Origin of the sequence: uncultured Desulfosarcina sp., from assembly GCF_963664155.2 — a bacterium.
Lineage (GTDB): Bacteria > Desulfobacterota > Desulfobacteria > Desulfobacterales > Desulfosarcinaceae > Desulfosarcina.
On sequence record NZ_CAXXXH010000001.1, the window covers coordinates 4051875 to 4066702 of the forward strand.

Annotated in this window: 11 protein-coding genes; 1 reads left to right on the forward strand and 10 read right to left on the reverse strand. The window is 60.3% G+C overall.

Going from position 1 to position 14828, the window contains the following annotated elements; translation table 11 throughout:
• Window positions 1-4: 4 nt before the first annotated feature.
• From ACHZBS_RS18490 to ACHZBS_RS18525, 8 genes are all read right to left on the reverse strand, one after another.
• Entirely contained in the window at window positions 5-877 is an 873-nt protein-coding gene (locus ACHZBS_RS18490) for a CoB--CoM heterodisulfide reductase iron-sulfur subunit B family protein (protein ID WP_319408003.1), read from the reverse strand.
• The gene (locus ACHZBS_RS18495) at window positions 874-1473 is read right to left on the reverse strand and encodes a 4Fe-4S dicluster domain-containing protein (RefSeq protein WP_319408004.1); all 600 of its coding nucleotides are present in this window, start codon (window positions 1471-1473) and stop codon (window positions 874-876) included. The genes ACHZBS_RS18490 and ACHZBS_RS18495 overlap by 4 nt, the downstream gene beginning before the upstream one ends.
• Window positions 1474-1527: 54 nt before the next feature.
• On the reverse strand, window positions 1528-4938 hold the full coding sequence (locus ACHZBS_RS18500) for a response regulator (protein ID WP_319408005.1): 3411 nt from the start codon (window positions 4936-4938) through the stop codon (window positions 1528-1530).
• A 41-nt stretch (window positions 4939-4979) separates the two neighbouring features.
• Window positions 4980-6125: a Coenzyme F420 hydrogenase/dehydrogenase, beta subunit C-terminal domain gene (locus ACHZBS_RS18505; protein ID WP_319408006.1), complete on the reverse strand. Its 1146-nt coding sequence runs from the start codon at window positions 6123-6125 to the stop codon at window positions 4980-4982.
• A gap of 41 nt (window positions 6126-6166) precedes the next feature.
• Window positions 6167-6589: a hydrogenase iron-sulfur subunit gene (locus ACHZBS_RS18510; RefSeq protein WP_319408007.1), complete on the reverse strand. Its 423-nt coding sequence runs from the start codon at window positions 6587-6589 to the stop codon at window positions 6167-6169.
• A gap of 114 nt (window positions 6590-6703) precedes the next feature.
• On the reverse strand, window positions 6704-10111 hold the full coding sequence (locus ACHZBS_RS18515) for an FAD-dependent oxidoreductase (protein WP_319408008.1): 3408 nt from the start codon (window positions 10109-10111) through the stop codon (window positions 6704-6706).
• A 42-nt stretch (window positions 10112-10153) separates the two neighbouring features.
• On the reverse strand, window positions 10154-10591 hold the full coding sequence (locus ACHZBS_RS18520) for a response regulator (protein ID WP_319408009.1): 438 nt from the start codon (window positions 10589-10591) through the stop codon (window positions 10154-10156).
• Between the two features lie 395 nt (window positions 10592-10986).
• Window positions 10987-11484 (reverse strand): MFS transporter permease, encoded by a 498-nt coding sequence (locus ACHZBS_RS18525; RefSeq protein WP_319408010.1) that lies wholly within the window; start codon window positions 11482-11484, stop codon window positions 10987-10989.
• A gap of 399 nt (window positions 11485-11883) precedes the next feature.
• Between ACHZBS_RS18525 and ACHZBS_RS18530 the strand changes: the two genes are divergently transcribed.
• The gene (locus ACHZBS_RS18530) at window positions 11884-12828 is read left to right on the forward strand and encodes a glycine cleavage system protein H (protein ID WP_319408011.1); all 945 of its coding nucleotides are present in this window, start codon (window positions 11884-11886) and stop codon (window positions 12826-12828) included.
• Between the two features lie 10 nt (window positions 12829-12838).
• Here the strand turns inward: ACHZBS_RS18530 and ACHZBS_RS18535 are convergent, their stop codons facing one another.
• Both ACHZBS_RS18535 and ACHZBS_RS18540 read right to left on the reverse strand, forming a co-directional pair.
• Entirely contained in the window at window positions 12839-13429 is a 591-nt protein-coding gene (locus ACHZBS_RS18535; protein WP_319408012.1) for an archaemetzincin family Zn-dependent metalloprotease, read from the reverse strand.
• On the reverse strand, window positions 13426-14778 hold the full coding sequence (locus ACHZBS_RS18540) for a sigma-54 dependent transcriptional regulator (protein ID WP_319408013.1): 1353 nt from the start codon (window positions 14776-14778) through the stop codon (window positions 13426-13428). Before ACHZBS_RS18540 ends, ACHZBS_RS18535 begins: the two co-directional genes overlap by 4 nt.
• Between the last annotated feature and the right edge of the window lie 50 nt (window positions 14779-14828).

The window sequence follows — 14828 nt, forward strand, 5'->3', positions numbered from 1 at the left end:
ATAGTCACGATGGTCCGATTTTCTCTCGAAAATCATCCAGAACGGCCAAATTTAAATCGAGGCCGAGTTCATCGTCCTTGAGCCCCATGGCCAGTCCCAGCAACTGGGGCAGATAGAGCACACTGATGGACAGATCTTCTCCGGCCATCCTGGATGCCTTGGGCTGCCAGGCATCCAGGTTCATCTGACACATGGGGCAGACGGTGACGATGAGGTCCGCCCCCCTGGCCGCCTTCAGGATGGCGGCGACCCGTTCGAGTCCCGTATCCGGCTGGGTGCTTACCAGGGCTGCCCCGCAGCATCGGGCGCCCATCTCCCAGACGTGGACGCCGGCGCCGGTTGCCTCGATCAGGGGTTCCATGGAGACCGGCCGCTCCGGATCGTCGAACTCCGGGTAGGGCCGCAGGCACTGGCAGCCATAGTAGGGGGCGACGGTCAGACCGGACAGGGAACGGGTTACCAGCGGCGCCAGATGCCGCGCGCCCAAGTCCACGGCCAGCACATCCAGCAGATGGCGAACCCGCACGCTGCCGGCGACATTTAGATTCACCGCCGCCAGCGCCTCGTTGATCATCGCCCGCTGTCTGGCATCGCTGCGCAGCGCCTCGTGGGCTTTTTTCAGGTTGAGGTAGCATGCGCTGCACGGCACCAGGATTTGGCCGTCGGCGGCCGTCCGCTCGGCCAGGGCCAGGTTCCGGGCGCTCAATGAGAGGGACAGCAGATGGCTGATGGGGGCCGCCGCACTGGCGCCGCAGCAGGTCCAGTCGTCAATTTCCGTCAGATCGACGCCGGCGGCGGCCATCACTGCACGCGCGGCCAGGTCATATTCACGGGCCGAGGCGGTGAGGCTGCATCCCGGGTAGTACATGTAGTTCATCCGTGGACCTCCTTCTTATGGGGTTGGGTCGGTGTCCGCTCGAGGTCCGCCACCTTCTCGAACAGGGCGGTCAGGGGTGTTGCGGCGGACCGGCCCGGACCCATCTCCACCTTGCCCTTGCCCATCAGTTTCAGGCCCAGCGGTGCGAAGCGAAAGGGAGCCACCGGGCTTTTCATGGCCATGAAGTAGCGGGTCATGAAGGCCATCTCCCGGATGCGGCCGTATCGCTGCACCGTTTGGATGAATTTCTCATAAAACAGACGGCTGCTGCGGTGCCGTGCTTCGCGTCGGGCAAAGGCGATGCCCTTGAGCGCCTCCATGGCCTCGGTCAGGGGAAGCCCGCGGGGGCAGCGCAGGGTGCAGGTGTAGCAGTCCGAGCAGAGGATGAAGGATCGGCTTGCCATGACGTCGGCAAGGCGCCCCATGATCACCAGCCGCCACATCTTGCGTGGGGTCAGATCCATTTCAAGGGCGTTGGGACACGATCCGGTGCAGGTGCCGCACTGGATGCAGGCGCTGACCATGGATCGGACGCGGTCCAGGGCGAGAATGTCGTCATCGGTGGTCGGCAACGGCGTTGCGGGGTGTGGATTCATGGACATGGTCCTTTGGGTATAAATGATTTGGTAGGGGCACGGCGCGCCGTGCCCCTACATCGTCGCAAACGCTCCTTCTATGGCGCCAAACAGGCTCCGATGGGTGAATCCCTCTACGATGGCGGCACTGTTTGGGCACACTGTGGCGCAGTCGCCGCATCCCTGGCACATGGCCGGGTTGACCAGGACCCGCTGTCCGGTTTCGTCCAGAAAACGGGCGTCGTAGGGGCAGGTTTCGATGCAGCGCAGGCACAGGGTACAGAGGCTGTGGCGCACGATGGCCGTGGTTCGGGCGGCCGGCAGCCGATCTGCCGTCAGGATGGCCAGGGCACGGCCGGCGGCGGCCTCGGCGGTGGCCACGGCTTCGGGAATGGACCGGGGTGACAGGACGATGCCGCAGCCGAAAACCCCGGCTTTCAATGCTTCCACGGGCCGCCATTTGGAATCGGCTTCCAGGAAAAAACCGTCCCGGTCCCGTTCGGCGCCGTAGGCCAGCGCCAGTGTTTCGGGCAGGCGGGGCTGGATGCCGGTGGCCAGTACCAGCAGGTCGGCGGCAATCTCCACCGGTGCGTCCAGAATGGGGTCATGGAGCCGCACCGATACCGGTGCCGTTTCATTGGCGGTGATGCGGACTTCCGGTTTGCGGTCCGGCCGGTATTGAAAAAACAGAATTCCCTGACGGCGGGCCTCGGTGTACCAGGCTTCGCTGAGGCCGCAGGTCATCATGTCCCGGTAGAGGATGTAAATCTGGAGATCGGGTTTGCGGGTTTTAAGCCAGAGGGCCTGTTTCAGGGCGGTGGGGCAGCAGACGCGGCTGCAGTAGTTGCGCGGTTCTTCCCGCGACCCCACGCACTGGATCATGGCCACGGCGGTCATCGCATCGGTGTCCAGCCGGTTTTCATGGAGGCGCGTTTCCAGCTCGCTCTGGGTGACCACCGCGTCGCTGGTTCCATAGCCGTAGGCCTCGGTGGACGCCTCGCTGCCGCCGGTGGCCAGGATGACGGCCCCGTGTTCGACGGTGGTGGTGGGTTTTTCGGTTGTTTCGATGGTCGAGAAAAAGTGCCCGGCCTGGCCGAAGGCGCCAACCACGCGGCTGTCGGTCATCACCTCGATCTTGGGATGTTTTTCGACCTGGCCGATGGCTTCCTCCAGAAAAGGGGCAATGGGCGCGCCGTCGATGGTCCGATCAAGCCAGACCAGATTGCCGCCCAGTTTTTTGGATGCCTCCACCAGGGTGACGGCCACGCCGTGGTCGGCGATGGCCAGGGCCGCGCTCATGCCGGCGATGCCGCCGCCCACCACCAGTGCCCGGTTGACCACAGTCAGGCCGTCAACGCTTCCCAGCGACGCCTGCTTCAGCCGGGAGATGCCGGCCATGATCGCGGTGACGGTCGCCGGGGAGGCCGCTCCCTGACCGTCGTCCATGACCACCGATTCGATCAGTGCCGGGTCCAGGGCAAAGGATGTGGCCAGGCCGCGGACTTTTTTGCCATAGGCGATCGTACGGCAGGCTCCCACCAGGAGCCGGTTGATGCCGGTGGTATCGATTTCCGTCAACGCCTGCCAGCCGTCGGCCGTGCAGATGCTGTCCAGGATAACCACCCGGGCCACTGACGGATCCTGTTTCAGCCGTGCCGACACGGTTTGCAGGTCCGAATCGCTTTCCGGTGCGGTTGCGCAGTGGCAGAGCACCGCCAGGATGCAGGGCGGTTCGCGGGACACATCCCGGTACGCATCGGTAACGGCGGATTTTTCGGCCAGGCCTCCCCCGGTGCGGTGAATGGTTCGGGAGGCGTTGACGGCAGCCGAGGAGGCGCGGATCACCGATTCGGCAATATCGGTTGGGCCGGTAAGGGTTCCTCCGGCAAAGATCCCGGCCCGCCGGGTGCGGGTATCGGAAAAGGGCACGGTCTTGACGAAGCCGAACCCGTCGGTTTCGACGTCCAGCGCCTCGGCCATCGATGCCGTCCGGGCGTTGGGCCGCTGGCCGATGGAAAGCACCACCAGATCGAAACTGGCTTCGTGGATTTCTCCCGATGCGGCCGTCCACCGGATGGCCACATCGTCGCTGCCCGAAGCGGGGGAGATGGAGTGGACCCGGCCCCGTTCCAGCCTGACGCCCTGGGCAGATTCGGTGTGTTGTCCATAGCGCTCGAAGGATTTCCCGAAGGTGCGCATGTCCATGTAGATGATGGTGGCCTGAAAATCGTCGCCGGCGATCGCCCGGGCCACGGAGGCCTCCTTGAGGGCGAACATACAGCAGATGGTGCTGCAGAAATCGGCACCGGACTGAAGATCCCGGGAACCCACACACTGGATCCAGGCCGCCCGTTTCACCGGGCGTTTGTCCGATGGGCGAAGTAATTGTCCGCGATCAGGACCGGTTCCGCTGAGCATGCGCTCGAACTCCAGGCTGGTGACCACATTGGGCACGATTCCGTACCCCATGGGGTTTTTCCCCACGGACGGGTCAAAGCACGTGGTTCCGGTGGCCAGGACGATGGCCCCCACCGTCTGTTTGTGGTAGCCGGTTTCCTGAAAGGCCGCATACACGGCTGCGACCTTGGGGATCAGGGCTTCGGGTTCGAAGGGTTTGATCAGGTAGTCCATGGCCCCGATTTTCATGGCGTCCACGGCGGTTTCCACGGTGGCGTAGGCGGTCATCATCAGCACCTGAAGGGCCGGTTGTACAAGCTTGGCTTTTTCCAGCACTTCCACGCCGTCCATCCCCGGCATTTTGATGTCCAGCAGCATGAGATGAAAGGGGGCCGCGGCGAGTTTTTCCAGCGCATCGGGGCCCGATTCCGCCATTTCAACGCGGTATCCTTCTTCGTCGCCCAGCCAGGCATCCAACGACTGTCGAATGATGGATTCGTCGTCCACCACCAGGATGCGAAAGGCCTGCCGGCCCACGGCAGACAGGCGAATGGCTCCGGTGGGGCAGATGGGCTCGCAGGCGCCGCAGCGGGTGCAGGCAGCCGGGTCGATGGTATAGGTATTGGGAATGTTGTGGGGGACCGGCAGATAGACCGCTTTGCGCGGGGTCAGACCGGCGTTGAAGGCGTCGGGGACCGTCACCGGGCAGACGTCGCTGCATCGGCCGCATCCAGTGCACCGGTCGGGATCGATAGGGTTGAAGGGCTGGTTCAGGGTGACCTCAAATTTGCCCGGATCGCCCGTTACCGAGACCAGAGACGTACCCAGAAGGATGTCGATATTTTCGTGAAAGAGCCCTTTTCTCAGACAGGTCTGGATGCCGGCATCCCGGTCTACCATGGGCAGCATCCGGCACATGCCGCAACGGTCAGAGGGAAACTGGTAGTCCAGCTGGCTCAGGATGCCGCCCATATGCGGCGCCCGGTCGGTCAGGGTCACCCGGTATCCCATTTGGGCCAGGTCGATGGACGCCCGGATGCCGCTGATTCCGGCGCCTGCAACGAGGGCGCTGCCGATTTTCCGATCCATTTTTTTCCCTCCCGAAAATTTCAAATTTCAAATTTGAAATCTTAAATTCCCACTACCTCTCCATATTCCTCTTTTTCGAAACCGCACATGGGCGGCCGTTGGGACAGATCCAGACCGGCTTCGTAGCCGAAGGCACCTTGGGTGTGGTGGGCCACCCAACTGAACAGGTTGGACAGGGGAATGTCGTTGGGGCAGGCATTGGTGCATTGGCCGCAGCCTACGCAGGCGGTGCTGATGTGCGCCATGCGGGTCAGGTGAAAAAAGAGGGTGTCCGTGGGCATCTTGACGCCGCCCTTGCGACGGGCCCACTGAAGGTATTGAAACGGCTCGTGGCGAAAGGTGTCGGTGGTAAAGACACAGGTGGTGCAATAGCATACCGGACAGGCCGCGCGGCAGTTATAGCAGTTGACGCAATCGGCCAGGTAGGTGGACAGGCCCTGGAGGCTGCCGGTGGCTTCCGATACCGCGGAAAACATCTTTTCCCGAAATTGTTTGCGTTTTGCCACGGTGCTGTCGATGGCGGTTTTGCGCTGGGGTGGCGCCGCCTCCGCCGGCGGAAGATCCAGACCCATGAGCACGGTTTCCCCCATTTCCGTGCGTGCGCGGGCGGTCAGTCCTCCGGCTGAATCGATGCCGAAAAGCTCCACGACGATATCGGCGCCATTGGGGATCGGATGCTCGCAGGCCAGACAGGCGGCGGTGCAAGGCAAGGCTTCATCATCCGCGGGGTCGGAGAAGGCCGAGGCGCAAAAGGCCCGGGTGGCCGCATCCGATGATTCGTGCTGGTCTGCAAAGGCCCTGAAATCCGTATTGGACAGGGCACCCGGACAGTCCAGACCGATGATCACCACGTCGTCCCGCTTGCCCTGGTTGAGCTTGACCAGCTCATTGAAGGCGCGAATCTCGCAGGGGCGCAGGACGGCGGCCAATTTTCCGCCTGCCGGCAGCCGGGTCAGGCGGGTCAGCTGCTGGGCGCCGTTCACCGGAAATGACGGCGACAGCGGGTCGGCGTATGCCAGTCGTGCCGGGTCCGATACCAGCGTGGGCATGATCCGGTTCTTCACCGCCAGGCGCGATGGGACGAGCATGGCTTCGATTCCCGCTTTTTCCATTACCGCGGCCAAAAAGGAACGAATGCCTGAAAGCTGGTCTTTATTTTCGATGTCGATGCGAATTGCCTGTGTCATGATTCCCTCCGGTTACAAGCCAGTGAGATCGAACGGTAGCTTCATATTACCATCTTCAAGTCGGGAAGCGCCGGCCCCAGTTCCCGGGTCCGGGCCACCAGATCGTTCATGATGCCAGCGAACTGGATGCCGTCGCTGGCGCCGATCCAGGTCAGCCGCAGGCGCTGGCTGTCGATGCCGAACCGGGGCAGGATCTCCTTGAGCAGTTTCACCCGGCGGCGGGCCTTGTAATTGCCGTTGATGTAATGACAGTCGCCGGGGTGGCAGCCGCTGATCAGCACACCGTCCGCCCCCTCCAGAAAGGCCTTGATCACGTACTGGGGATCGACCATTCCGGTGCACATCACCCGGATCAATCGGATGTTCTTGGGGTAGGAGAGCCGGGAGGTGCCAGCCAGGTCGGCGGCCGTGTAGGTGCACCAGTTGCAGACGAAGGCGATAATAGAAGGTTCGAAGTTATCCATAAAATCTCCAATTTTTAGTGTTAAGTTTTAAGTGTTAAGTTGTTGGTCGGGACTGATTATATGATCGACAGAATGCCTTCACTTAAAACTTAACACTTTCTACTTGAAACTCACTCAGCCCACGGCTGAGAGCGCATTCATAATCCCATCCAGTTCGGCAAAAATCTGCCGACCCTGGAAATGCCGAACCTGGGCGGCATTGGACGGGCAGGCCGTGCTGCAGCTGCCGCATCCTTTGCACAGGGCGCCGTTGACCACGCTGACCTGGCGTCGGGCGTCGAACTCGATGGCGCCATAGGCACACAGGTCGATGCAGGTCTGGCACCCCGAACAGATTTCCGGGTCGATCCAGCTGATGGCCGACGGTACCTCAACCACGCCCCGGGTGGCCAAAGAGAGGGATTTGGCCGCCGCACCGGAGGCTTGGGCCACGGTGTCCGGAATGTCTTTGGGACCCTGGCAGGCGCCGGCCAGAAAAACGCCGTCTGTGGCCGTGTTCAGGGGGCCCAGCTTGGGATGTTCCTCCAGAAAGAACCCGTCCGCCCCCGGGTTGACGCCGAAGATGCGTCCCACCTCCGGTGTGTCGGTGCGGGCTTCCATGGCGCTGCACAGCACCACCATGTCCACGGGCACCCGCACCCGTTCGCCGAGCAGGGTATCTTCGGCGATGGCGATCAGCTTTCCGGCCTCCGCCTCCGATTCGCTGCGGTCGGTAATTTCGGCCACCTTGCCGCGGATGAAAACCGTGCCTTCCTCCTGGCAGCGGCGGTAGAACTCCTCATAGCCTTTGCCGAAGCAGCGCTGGTCAATGTAAAAATCGTAGACCTGGGCATGATGGCCCACCTTCTCCTTGATCAGGTGGCTGTACTTGAGTGCGTACATGCAGCAGACCCGGGAGCAGTAGGGATGGTAATTGACGTCCCGGCTGCCCACACAGTGGACCAGGGCCACGCTTTGAGGTGGATCGGCGAAGCCGCCGGCATCGTTGCGCATGAGAATGCGTCCGCCGGTGGGGCCGGTGGCATTGCTCAGCCGTTCGAACTCCAGACTGGTGAAAACGTTGGCATAGCGGCCGTAGCCGAAGGGTTTCATGGGGGTGGGGTCGAGCAGGTCATATCCCGTGGCCAGGATGATACTGCCCACCTGAATGGTTTCCTGGATAGCCGTCATGGTGTGGTCGATGGCCTTGGCCTCGCAGACCGATACGCAGGCCATGCACTCGCTGCACACTCCGCAGTTCAGGCATCGGGAGACTTCCTGCCGGGCATCGGCCTCGCTCATGCACGGATCGACCTCGGCGAAGGTGGCTGCCCGGTCCGCATCCCGGTTGTGTTCGGGCTTCACCCGAGGCAGCGGCTTGATCGTTTCGGGAATGGCGGCCCAGTCGCTTCCCGGCGGGGTCCGAAGGGCCAGTGTCCGGGCGAATTCTTCCAGGTCCGCACCGTCGAGGAACTGCTGGATGGCGGCCGCCGCCTTGTGTCCGGCGGCCACGGCTTCGATCACCGTGGCCGGTCCGCTGACGGCATCGCCGGCGGCAAACACATGGGGGATGGATGTCTGCATGGTCTCAGGAGTTACGGCCACGGTGCCGCGCCGGGTCAGGTTGAGGGCGGGTATCTTTTCCGCCCAGGCCGCGTCGGTCTGCTGGCCGATGGCCGGGATCACCGCATCGCAGTCGATCACGAAATCGGATCCTTCCACGGGCAACGGCCGGCGCCGCCCGGTGTTGTCCGGGGGGCCCAGTTCGGTGCGAATGCATTGAAATCCGACCACCCGGCCGTCCGTGGTCAGAATGGCTACCGGGGCTGCGAGGGTGGCGATGTCGATGCCTTCATCCCTGGCCCCCCGGATCTCTTCGGCATAGGCCGGCATCTCCTTCTCGGAGCGCCGGTAGACCACTGTTACCGTTCGGGCGCCCAACCGCCTGGCCACCCGGGCTGCGTCGATGGCTACGTTGCCGCCGCCCACCACAACGACCTCCCGGCCGGGCTGCTGCCGGCCGCCCAGGTTGACCGACCGCAAAAAGGCGATGGCGTCGATTACGCCGTGGGCGGCGTCTTCGCCGGGAATACCCAGCCTGAGGGAGGCATGGGCGCCGATGGCCAGAAAAACCGCGCCATATCCCTGGTCTGCCAGGTCCGTCAGATCGACATCCGTGCCGAAACGGGTGCCGGTGCGGGCGTCGATGCCATGGCGCAGCAGGTAATCGATCTCACGGTCCAGGATATCCGGGGGCAGCCGATAGTCGGGAATACCCACGCGAAGCATGCCGCCGAGCACGGGCAGGGCTTCGAAAAGCGTGACCTGGAAGCCCTGCAGGCGCAGATCGTAGGCCACGGTCAACCCGGCGGGGCCGGAGCCTACCACGGCTACGCGCTCGGGCCGGTCGGCGATGGCCGGGATCGGCAGGTCCTCGGGTCCGACCTGATCGGCGGCAAATCGTTTCAGGTCACGGATGGCCAGCGGCGCATCTACCTCCCGGCGTCGGCACACCGATTCGCAGGGATGCGGGCAGACCCGTCCCAGCACGCCCGGAAGGGGCAGCCGCTTCAGGATTAACTCCACGGCTTCCCGGTATTTGCCCTGGCCGATGAGTTGAATGTAGCCCTGGACGTTGATCCCGGCCGGGCAGGTGGTGGTGCAGGGCGCCCGGTCTTTTTTATCGATGGTGAAGGTGATGGGTACCGCTTGGGGAAAGGCTCGGTAGATGGCCTTGCGGTCGGCCAGGCCCTCGTCCCATTCGCTGGGCAGGGAGACCGGGCACACCTTGGCGCATTCGCCGCAGCCGGTGCAGACGCCTTCTTTAATGTAGCGCGGCTTGCGGGTGACGGTGACCTGGTAGTTGCCGATGTAGCCGGATACATCGGTCACCTCGCTGTAGGTGAGCAGCCGGATGTTTCGATTCTGGGCCACTTCCACCATTTTGGGCGTGCCGATGCAGGCCGCGCAGTCCAGGGTCGGAAAGGTCTTGTCGAACTGGAGCATATGGCCGCCCACGGTGGTTTGCCGCTCCACCAGGTAGGCCGTGAGGCCGGCGTTGCCGATGTCCAGTGCGGCCTGCATGCCGGCGATACCGCCGCCCACGATCATGACATCGGGGTGGACGTTCACGGTGCGCGTTTCCAGCATCTGGTGAAAGTTTACCCGGTTGATGGCACCGGCGGCCAGCGTTTTGGCTTTGCGGGTGGCTTCATCCGTATCGGTGGTAACCCATGAGACTTGTTCACGCACCGATGCCATCTGGAACATGTACGGATTCAACCCTGCCCGCTGGCAGGCGCCCTGAAACGTTTTTTCGTGGAGCCGGGGCGAGCAGGAGGCCACCACCACCCGGTTGAGGCCGAACGTCCGGATGTCGTTTTCAATCATTTCCTGGCCAGGGTCGGAGCACATGAATTTGTAATCGCGGGAAACGACTACGTTCTTCAATCCGCGGGCGAAGTCGGCCACTTCCTGCACCCTGACCCGGTGAGCGATGTTGATTCCGCAATGGCAGATGTAGAATCCGATCTTGATGGTCATCGACGTTCCCCTAATCCCATGGTTCCTGAATGCATCAATTAACTATTCCGGATCACCCAAATTTGTTGAACAGGCTGCACACAGCCGGTTGACAACGGTCAGCAGTTCATCCGCTTCCGGTGGTTTCTGGAGATAGGCCTCGGGTTCGGGAATATGGCGGCCGGTTGGTGACCGTTTGGCCCCGGGGCACCGATAAAAGGTCCTGCTGTCCAGCGTGGAGAGCATTACTACCGGAATATGGCACAGGCGGTCATTGGTCCGGATGCTCTGGTAGAGCCGGATCCCCGCTTCGCCGGGCAGCATGGCGTTGATGATGATCAGATCCGGACATGCATCCGCTGCCTTTTTTAGACCCTCGGCAAGGGTTGCCGCGCAGACCGGACAAAAGCCGTTGGCCGTGAGCAGATTGGATAGAAAGATGCTCGTATCCGGTTCGTCTTCCACCACGAGAATCGTTTTGGCGGGCCTATCCGGAGTCACCGATACCTCCCGCTGTCGTTATTCAAACGGATCGCCTGTGAAAATAACCTATTGCCGCACCTTATGGTTCACCAAAGGGATGATCTCTTTAAGCGGCCTTTCCCGCCCTGGTAAAGTGCCCTTGCACAGGGCTTCGGGATTGTGCCTCGTAGTTGAGATGCCTGTTCAAAAGCATGGAGTGTGCCATCCAGCGAAAAATGAGATAACTATTCAGTATGAATGTCAAAAATTATTTTGTCCTCCTCAAAACACTACAGCCGGACATGTTGCGTTGCATGGCAAGCAACATTTTTTGCATCAGCGTGGGTAGAATGAATTAATTTATCTTACAATAAGATACGACATTTTTGGAGAGATCGGGGAATGCTGCATATTGTTGCGCAACGGTTGTTGCATCAAGGGGCCGGGCAACGGTCCGGAATCGGGTAGGTTCGATCCTCCAGGCGAAGGGACAACCCGTCCGGCCTCTCTTCCAGATAGGGGGACATGGCCAGCAGGGCCCGGTCGGTGAACTTGATGCGTTCGTCGCCCCTTGCTTGGTAAAGCTGGTCGGAGCGGACGAACAGCCGGGTCGGATCCAGCGCGATGGTTTCTCCGGTATTGAGCACCAGCTGCATCGGGTCTTCGGTAATGACCAGGAAAACGAAAAGCGGGGTGTCGTCGTAAGTAAAGTAGACTTTTTCGAGGACGTCGCCACGCGTCTGGGTGACATAGTAGCCATCCCTGTCCCGACGGATGGAGCGGTTGAAGTGATCGATGATGCGCTTGTGCTCGAAACGGCCGTGACGATTCTGCCAACGGCCCCGACCGTCCATCCAGAAGACGGCATTTTCTTTGGGAATGACCACTTCCGGCAACCGGTCATCCGTTGTTGACGGGTCGGTGTTTATCATTGGCGTCAGATGGTGGTTTCTATCGGCGTCTGTTCATGCCCATACTGATAAGCTTTTCGATAATTATCCCAATCCAAAGGGTTTTTCAAGGAAAAGGGCGGTGTATATTTCGGCAACACCGGCCTTGCCTTGCGATGCAAAACGCTACGCTTCCTTAACACAATGGATTTATAGTAAAAATTATTAATTCCATTGACGGGGAGGCTATGGATAGTAGCCTTTTTCATCGTTGTTGGTGGCAGGCTTCATGGAGGACCATGTTCCTGACAATGGCGAGGATTATTTTATTAATTTTAATTTCAATAGGTTAATATTGTTTTTCCCGCCTCGGAAGCCGCCTGGCAGACTCCTTGCTTTTTACCGGAGGTGGATAGTCCACAAACAAAGGAGGGCAATGCCATGAACGCCACGAAAAAGAGAAAGCCGGTTTCACCGAAAAAACGGGTGGTCTGTTTTAATATTCTCGAGGACCGCTGCATCTGGATGAAGGCCGGTGTCATTAATTACCGCATCTGCGACAATGCCTTTGACTGCAATGCATGTGCGTTTAACAAAGCCATTCGGCAGGCTATGAAGATCGATCCCATGGTCGACAGCCAGACCGTTGCCCCCACATGGGTCGCGCATCTTGTCGAACGGTACGACGGTGCCAATCGCCCCTGCCGCCATGCACTGACCGGTCGGATCGCCGCACCGAAAACCTGTCCATACAATTACGAGTGCTATCATTGCGCCTTTGACCAGATGCTGGACGAGGTGGACCTGGCTGCCGACCTGGGAACACCGGTCTGCAGGGAGGTCTCCGGATTTAAAATCGCCGATGACTATTACTATCACATGGGACACGGGTGGGCCCGTTTTGAGCATGGGGGGCGTGTCAGGATAGGCCTCGACGATTTTGCGGCGCGTGTTTTCGGTGACTTGAACAGTATCGACCTCCCCCCGCTAGGCGCCGGGGTGCTGCAGGACCGGGTCGGGTGGACCTTCGGGAGGGCCGATTACCGGGCAGCGGTGTTATCGCCCGTTTCCGGAACCGTTCTGGCGGTCAATCATCCCGCTCGGGAGCATCCGCAGCTCGTCAATGAAGACCCTTATGGCAGCGGATGGCTTTTCATCGTTGAGCCGGAACTTCCCAAGCGAAATCTGAAACGATTGTTCTTCGGCAAAGAGAGTGTCCAGTGGATAGACCAGGAGAGCCGTAAATTGCTCGGTCTGATGGGACCTTCCTACGAAAGCCTGGCCGCCACGGGTGGAACTGCCGTGAGAGATATTTTCGGCAACGTTGACGAACTTGAGTGGGATACGCTGGTGACTCAGTTTCTGCATACCCAAAGAAACCCGTGACGACATCCCGTCAGGTTGGTGTGGTGGTGATACCCTCCTGCTGCAGTTTACGGCGCAGAGCCGTGCGGCAGTGACGGCAGAAATTAAAACCGGTTTGATCGAGCGTGTCCACGCTGCCGGAAAAATACATGAGGCAGCGGTCATCGTCGCAGTGCAGCAGATTCAGCAGATGCCCCAACTCGTGCAGCGCGATTTTGGCGGCCCGCTCCAGAACCCGGTCGTAAGGCGGCGAGGATCCGTCCATATGGCTTTCCAGGCGAAAAAGGGAGACCAGCGCCACCCGTCCGTTTTGGCGGGCCTCCCCAAAAACGTGCGTGAAAATAGGGGTGAACAGATCCACATCAAAAAGGGCGATGACCTTGAAGTAGTCCTCCAGGCGCATGCTCTCAACGGTTTGAATGAGGGTGGCGGCGTTGTATTGCATGCGTCTTTTATCCAGGGCGTCGGGGGGAATCTTTTCTGGGGGGAGTGTTTCAACCGCCAGGTTCAGGTATCCGGAAACATGCGCGGCGATGACCTTGGCGGCGATGGTCGAGGCACCCGCAAAGGGAATCACGGCGACTGCGGATTTCGCCCGGTTCGGGTTGGCGGAACCACTCATCGGCTACCGTTATTTCCACCAGCGGGTTTCAACTGATATCGCTTGATTTTCTTATGCAGGGTGACGCGGTTGATTTCCAGAGTTTTGGCCGCCCGGGTGACATTCCATTCATGGCGGTCAAGAATTCGGCAGATATGATCTTTTTCCATCTCGCGAAGGGACGGCCCCGGAGGCGTGGTCACTGGGGGCGGCCGTAGAAAGGCGAAATCCGAATCGTTCAAAATGCGTGATTTGGACAACACCACGGCCCGTTCGATGGCGTTTTCCAATTCCCTCACATTGCCCGGCCAGTCGTAGGTCTCAAGAACCCTGGATGCAAGGGGCGAAATGCGATCCACCCGTTTGGTGGTCTCGTGGCAGAATTTTTTCAGAAAATGCGCCGCCAGCAGGCGGATATCCTCTCTGCGCTCCCGCAAGGGGGGAATATCGATCTGAACGACATGGATCCGGTAGTAGAAATCCTCCCGAAAGTCCCCGGCATGGATCTGCGCTTCCAGGTCACGGCTGGTTGCCGTGATCAGCCTGAAATCCACTGCCACCGGCTGGCGGCTGCCCACCCGGGTAATCTTTTTTTCTTCCAGCACGCGCAGCAGGTCCACCTGCATCTTCTGACTGATTTCGCCGACCTCATCCAGAAAGAGCGTTCCGCCGTTGACGACTTCAAAAAATCCCTTGCGCTCCTGTATTGCGCCGGTGTAGGCGCCTTTTTGGTGTCCGAACAGCTCGCTTTCCAGCAGGGTGTCGGGTATGGCCCCGCAGTTGATGGCAATAAACGGGAGATTGGCTCTCGGACTCTTGGCATGAATGGCCTTGGCGATGAGTTCCTTGCCGGTGCCGGTCTCTCCCGCAAGGAGCACGGATGCATCGGTGCCGGCTACCTCGGTGATCATTTCAAAAATAGCCGTCATGGCCGGTGACTGCCCGATGATATTGTCAAATCGCGTAATCTTCTCCAGGCGACCCTTCAGATAGTTGTATTCAGACTGTCTTTTTTGCTGCTGAACCACCTTTTCCATTACCAGGGAGAGTTGATCCGGCTTGAAGGGCTTCAGCAGGTAGTCGGTCGCGCCGATTCGCATGGCCTGAACTGCGGATTCGATGGATCCGTAAGCCGTGATGATGATGACCATGGTTTCTGGGTACGCCGCTTTTACCGCTGCCAGCAGTTCGATCCCATCCATTCCCGGCATTTTAATGTCTACGAAAAGCAGGTCGAAGGGGGTTTCTCCGAGTTTTCCCAATGCCTCGTTGCCGGAGGCGGCCATTGCCACCTTGTGTCCGCTTTTCTGAAACCAGTGAAAAAAGGATTCCCGGATAATTCTTTCGTCATCGACAATCATGATGTGCATAGGGTCCTCCAGGGTTGAACGGATGTCCTTGCGGGCCGCCCCTGACCGCC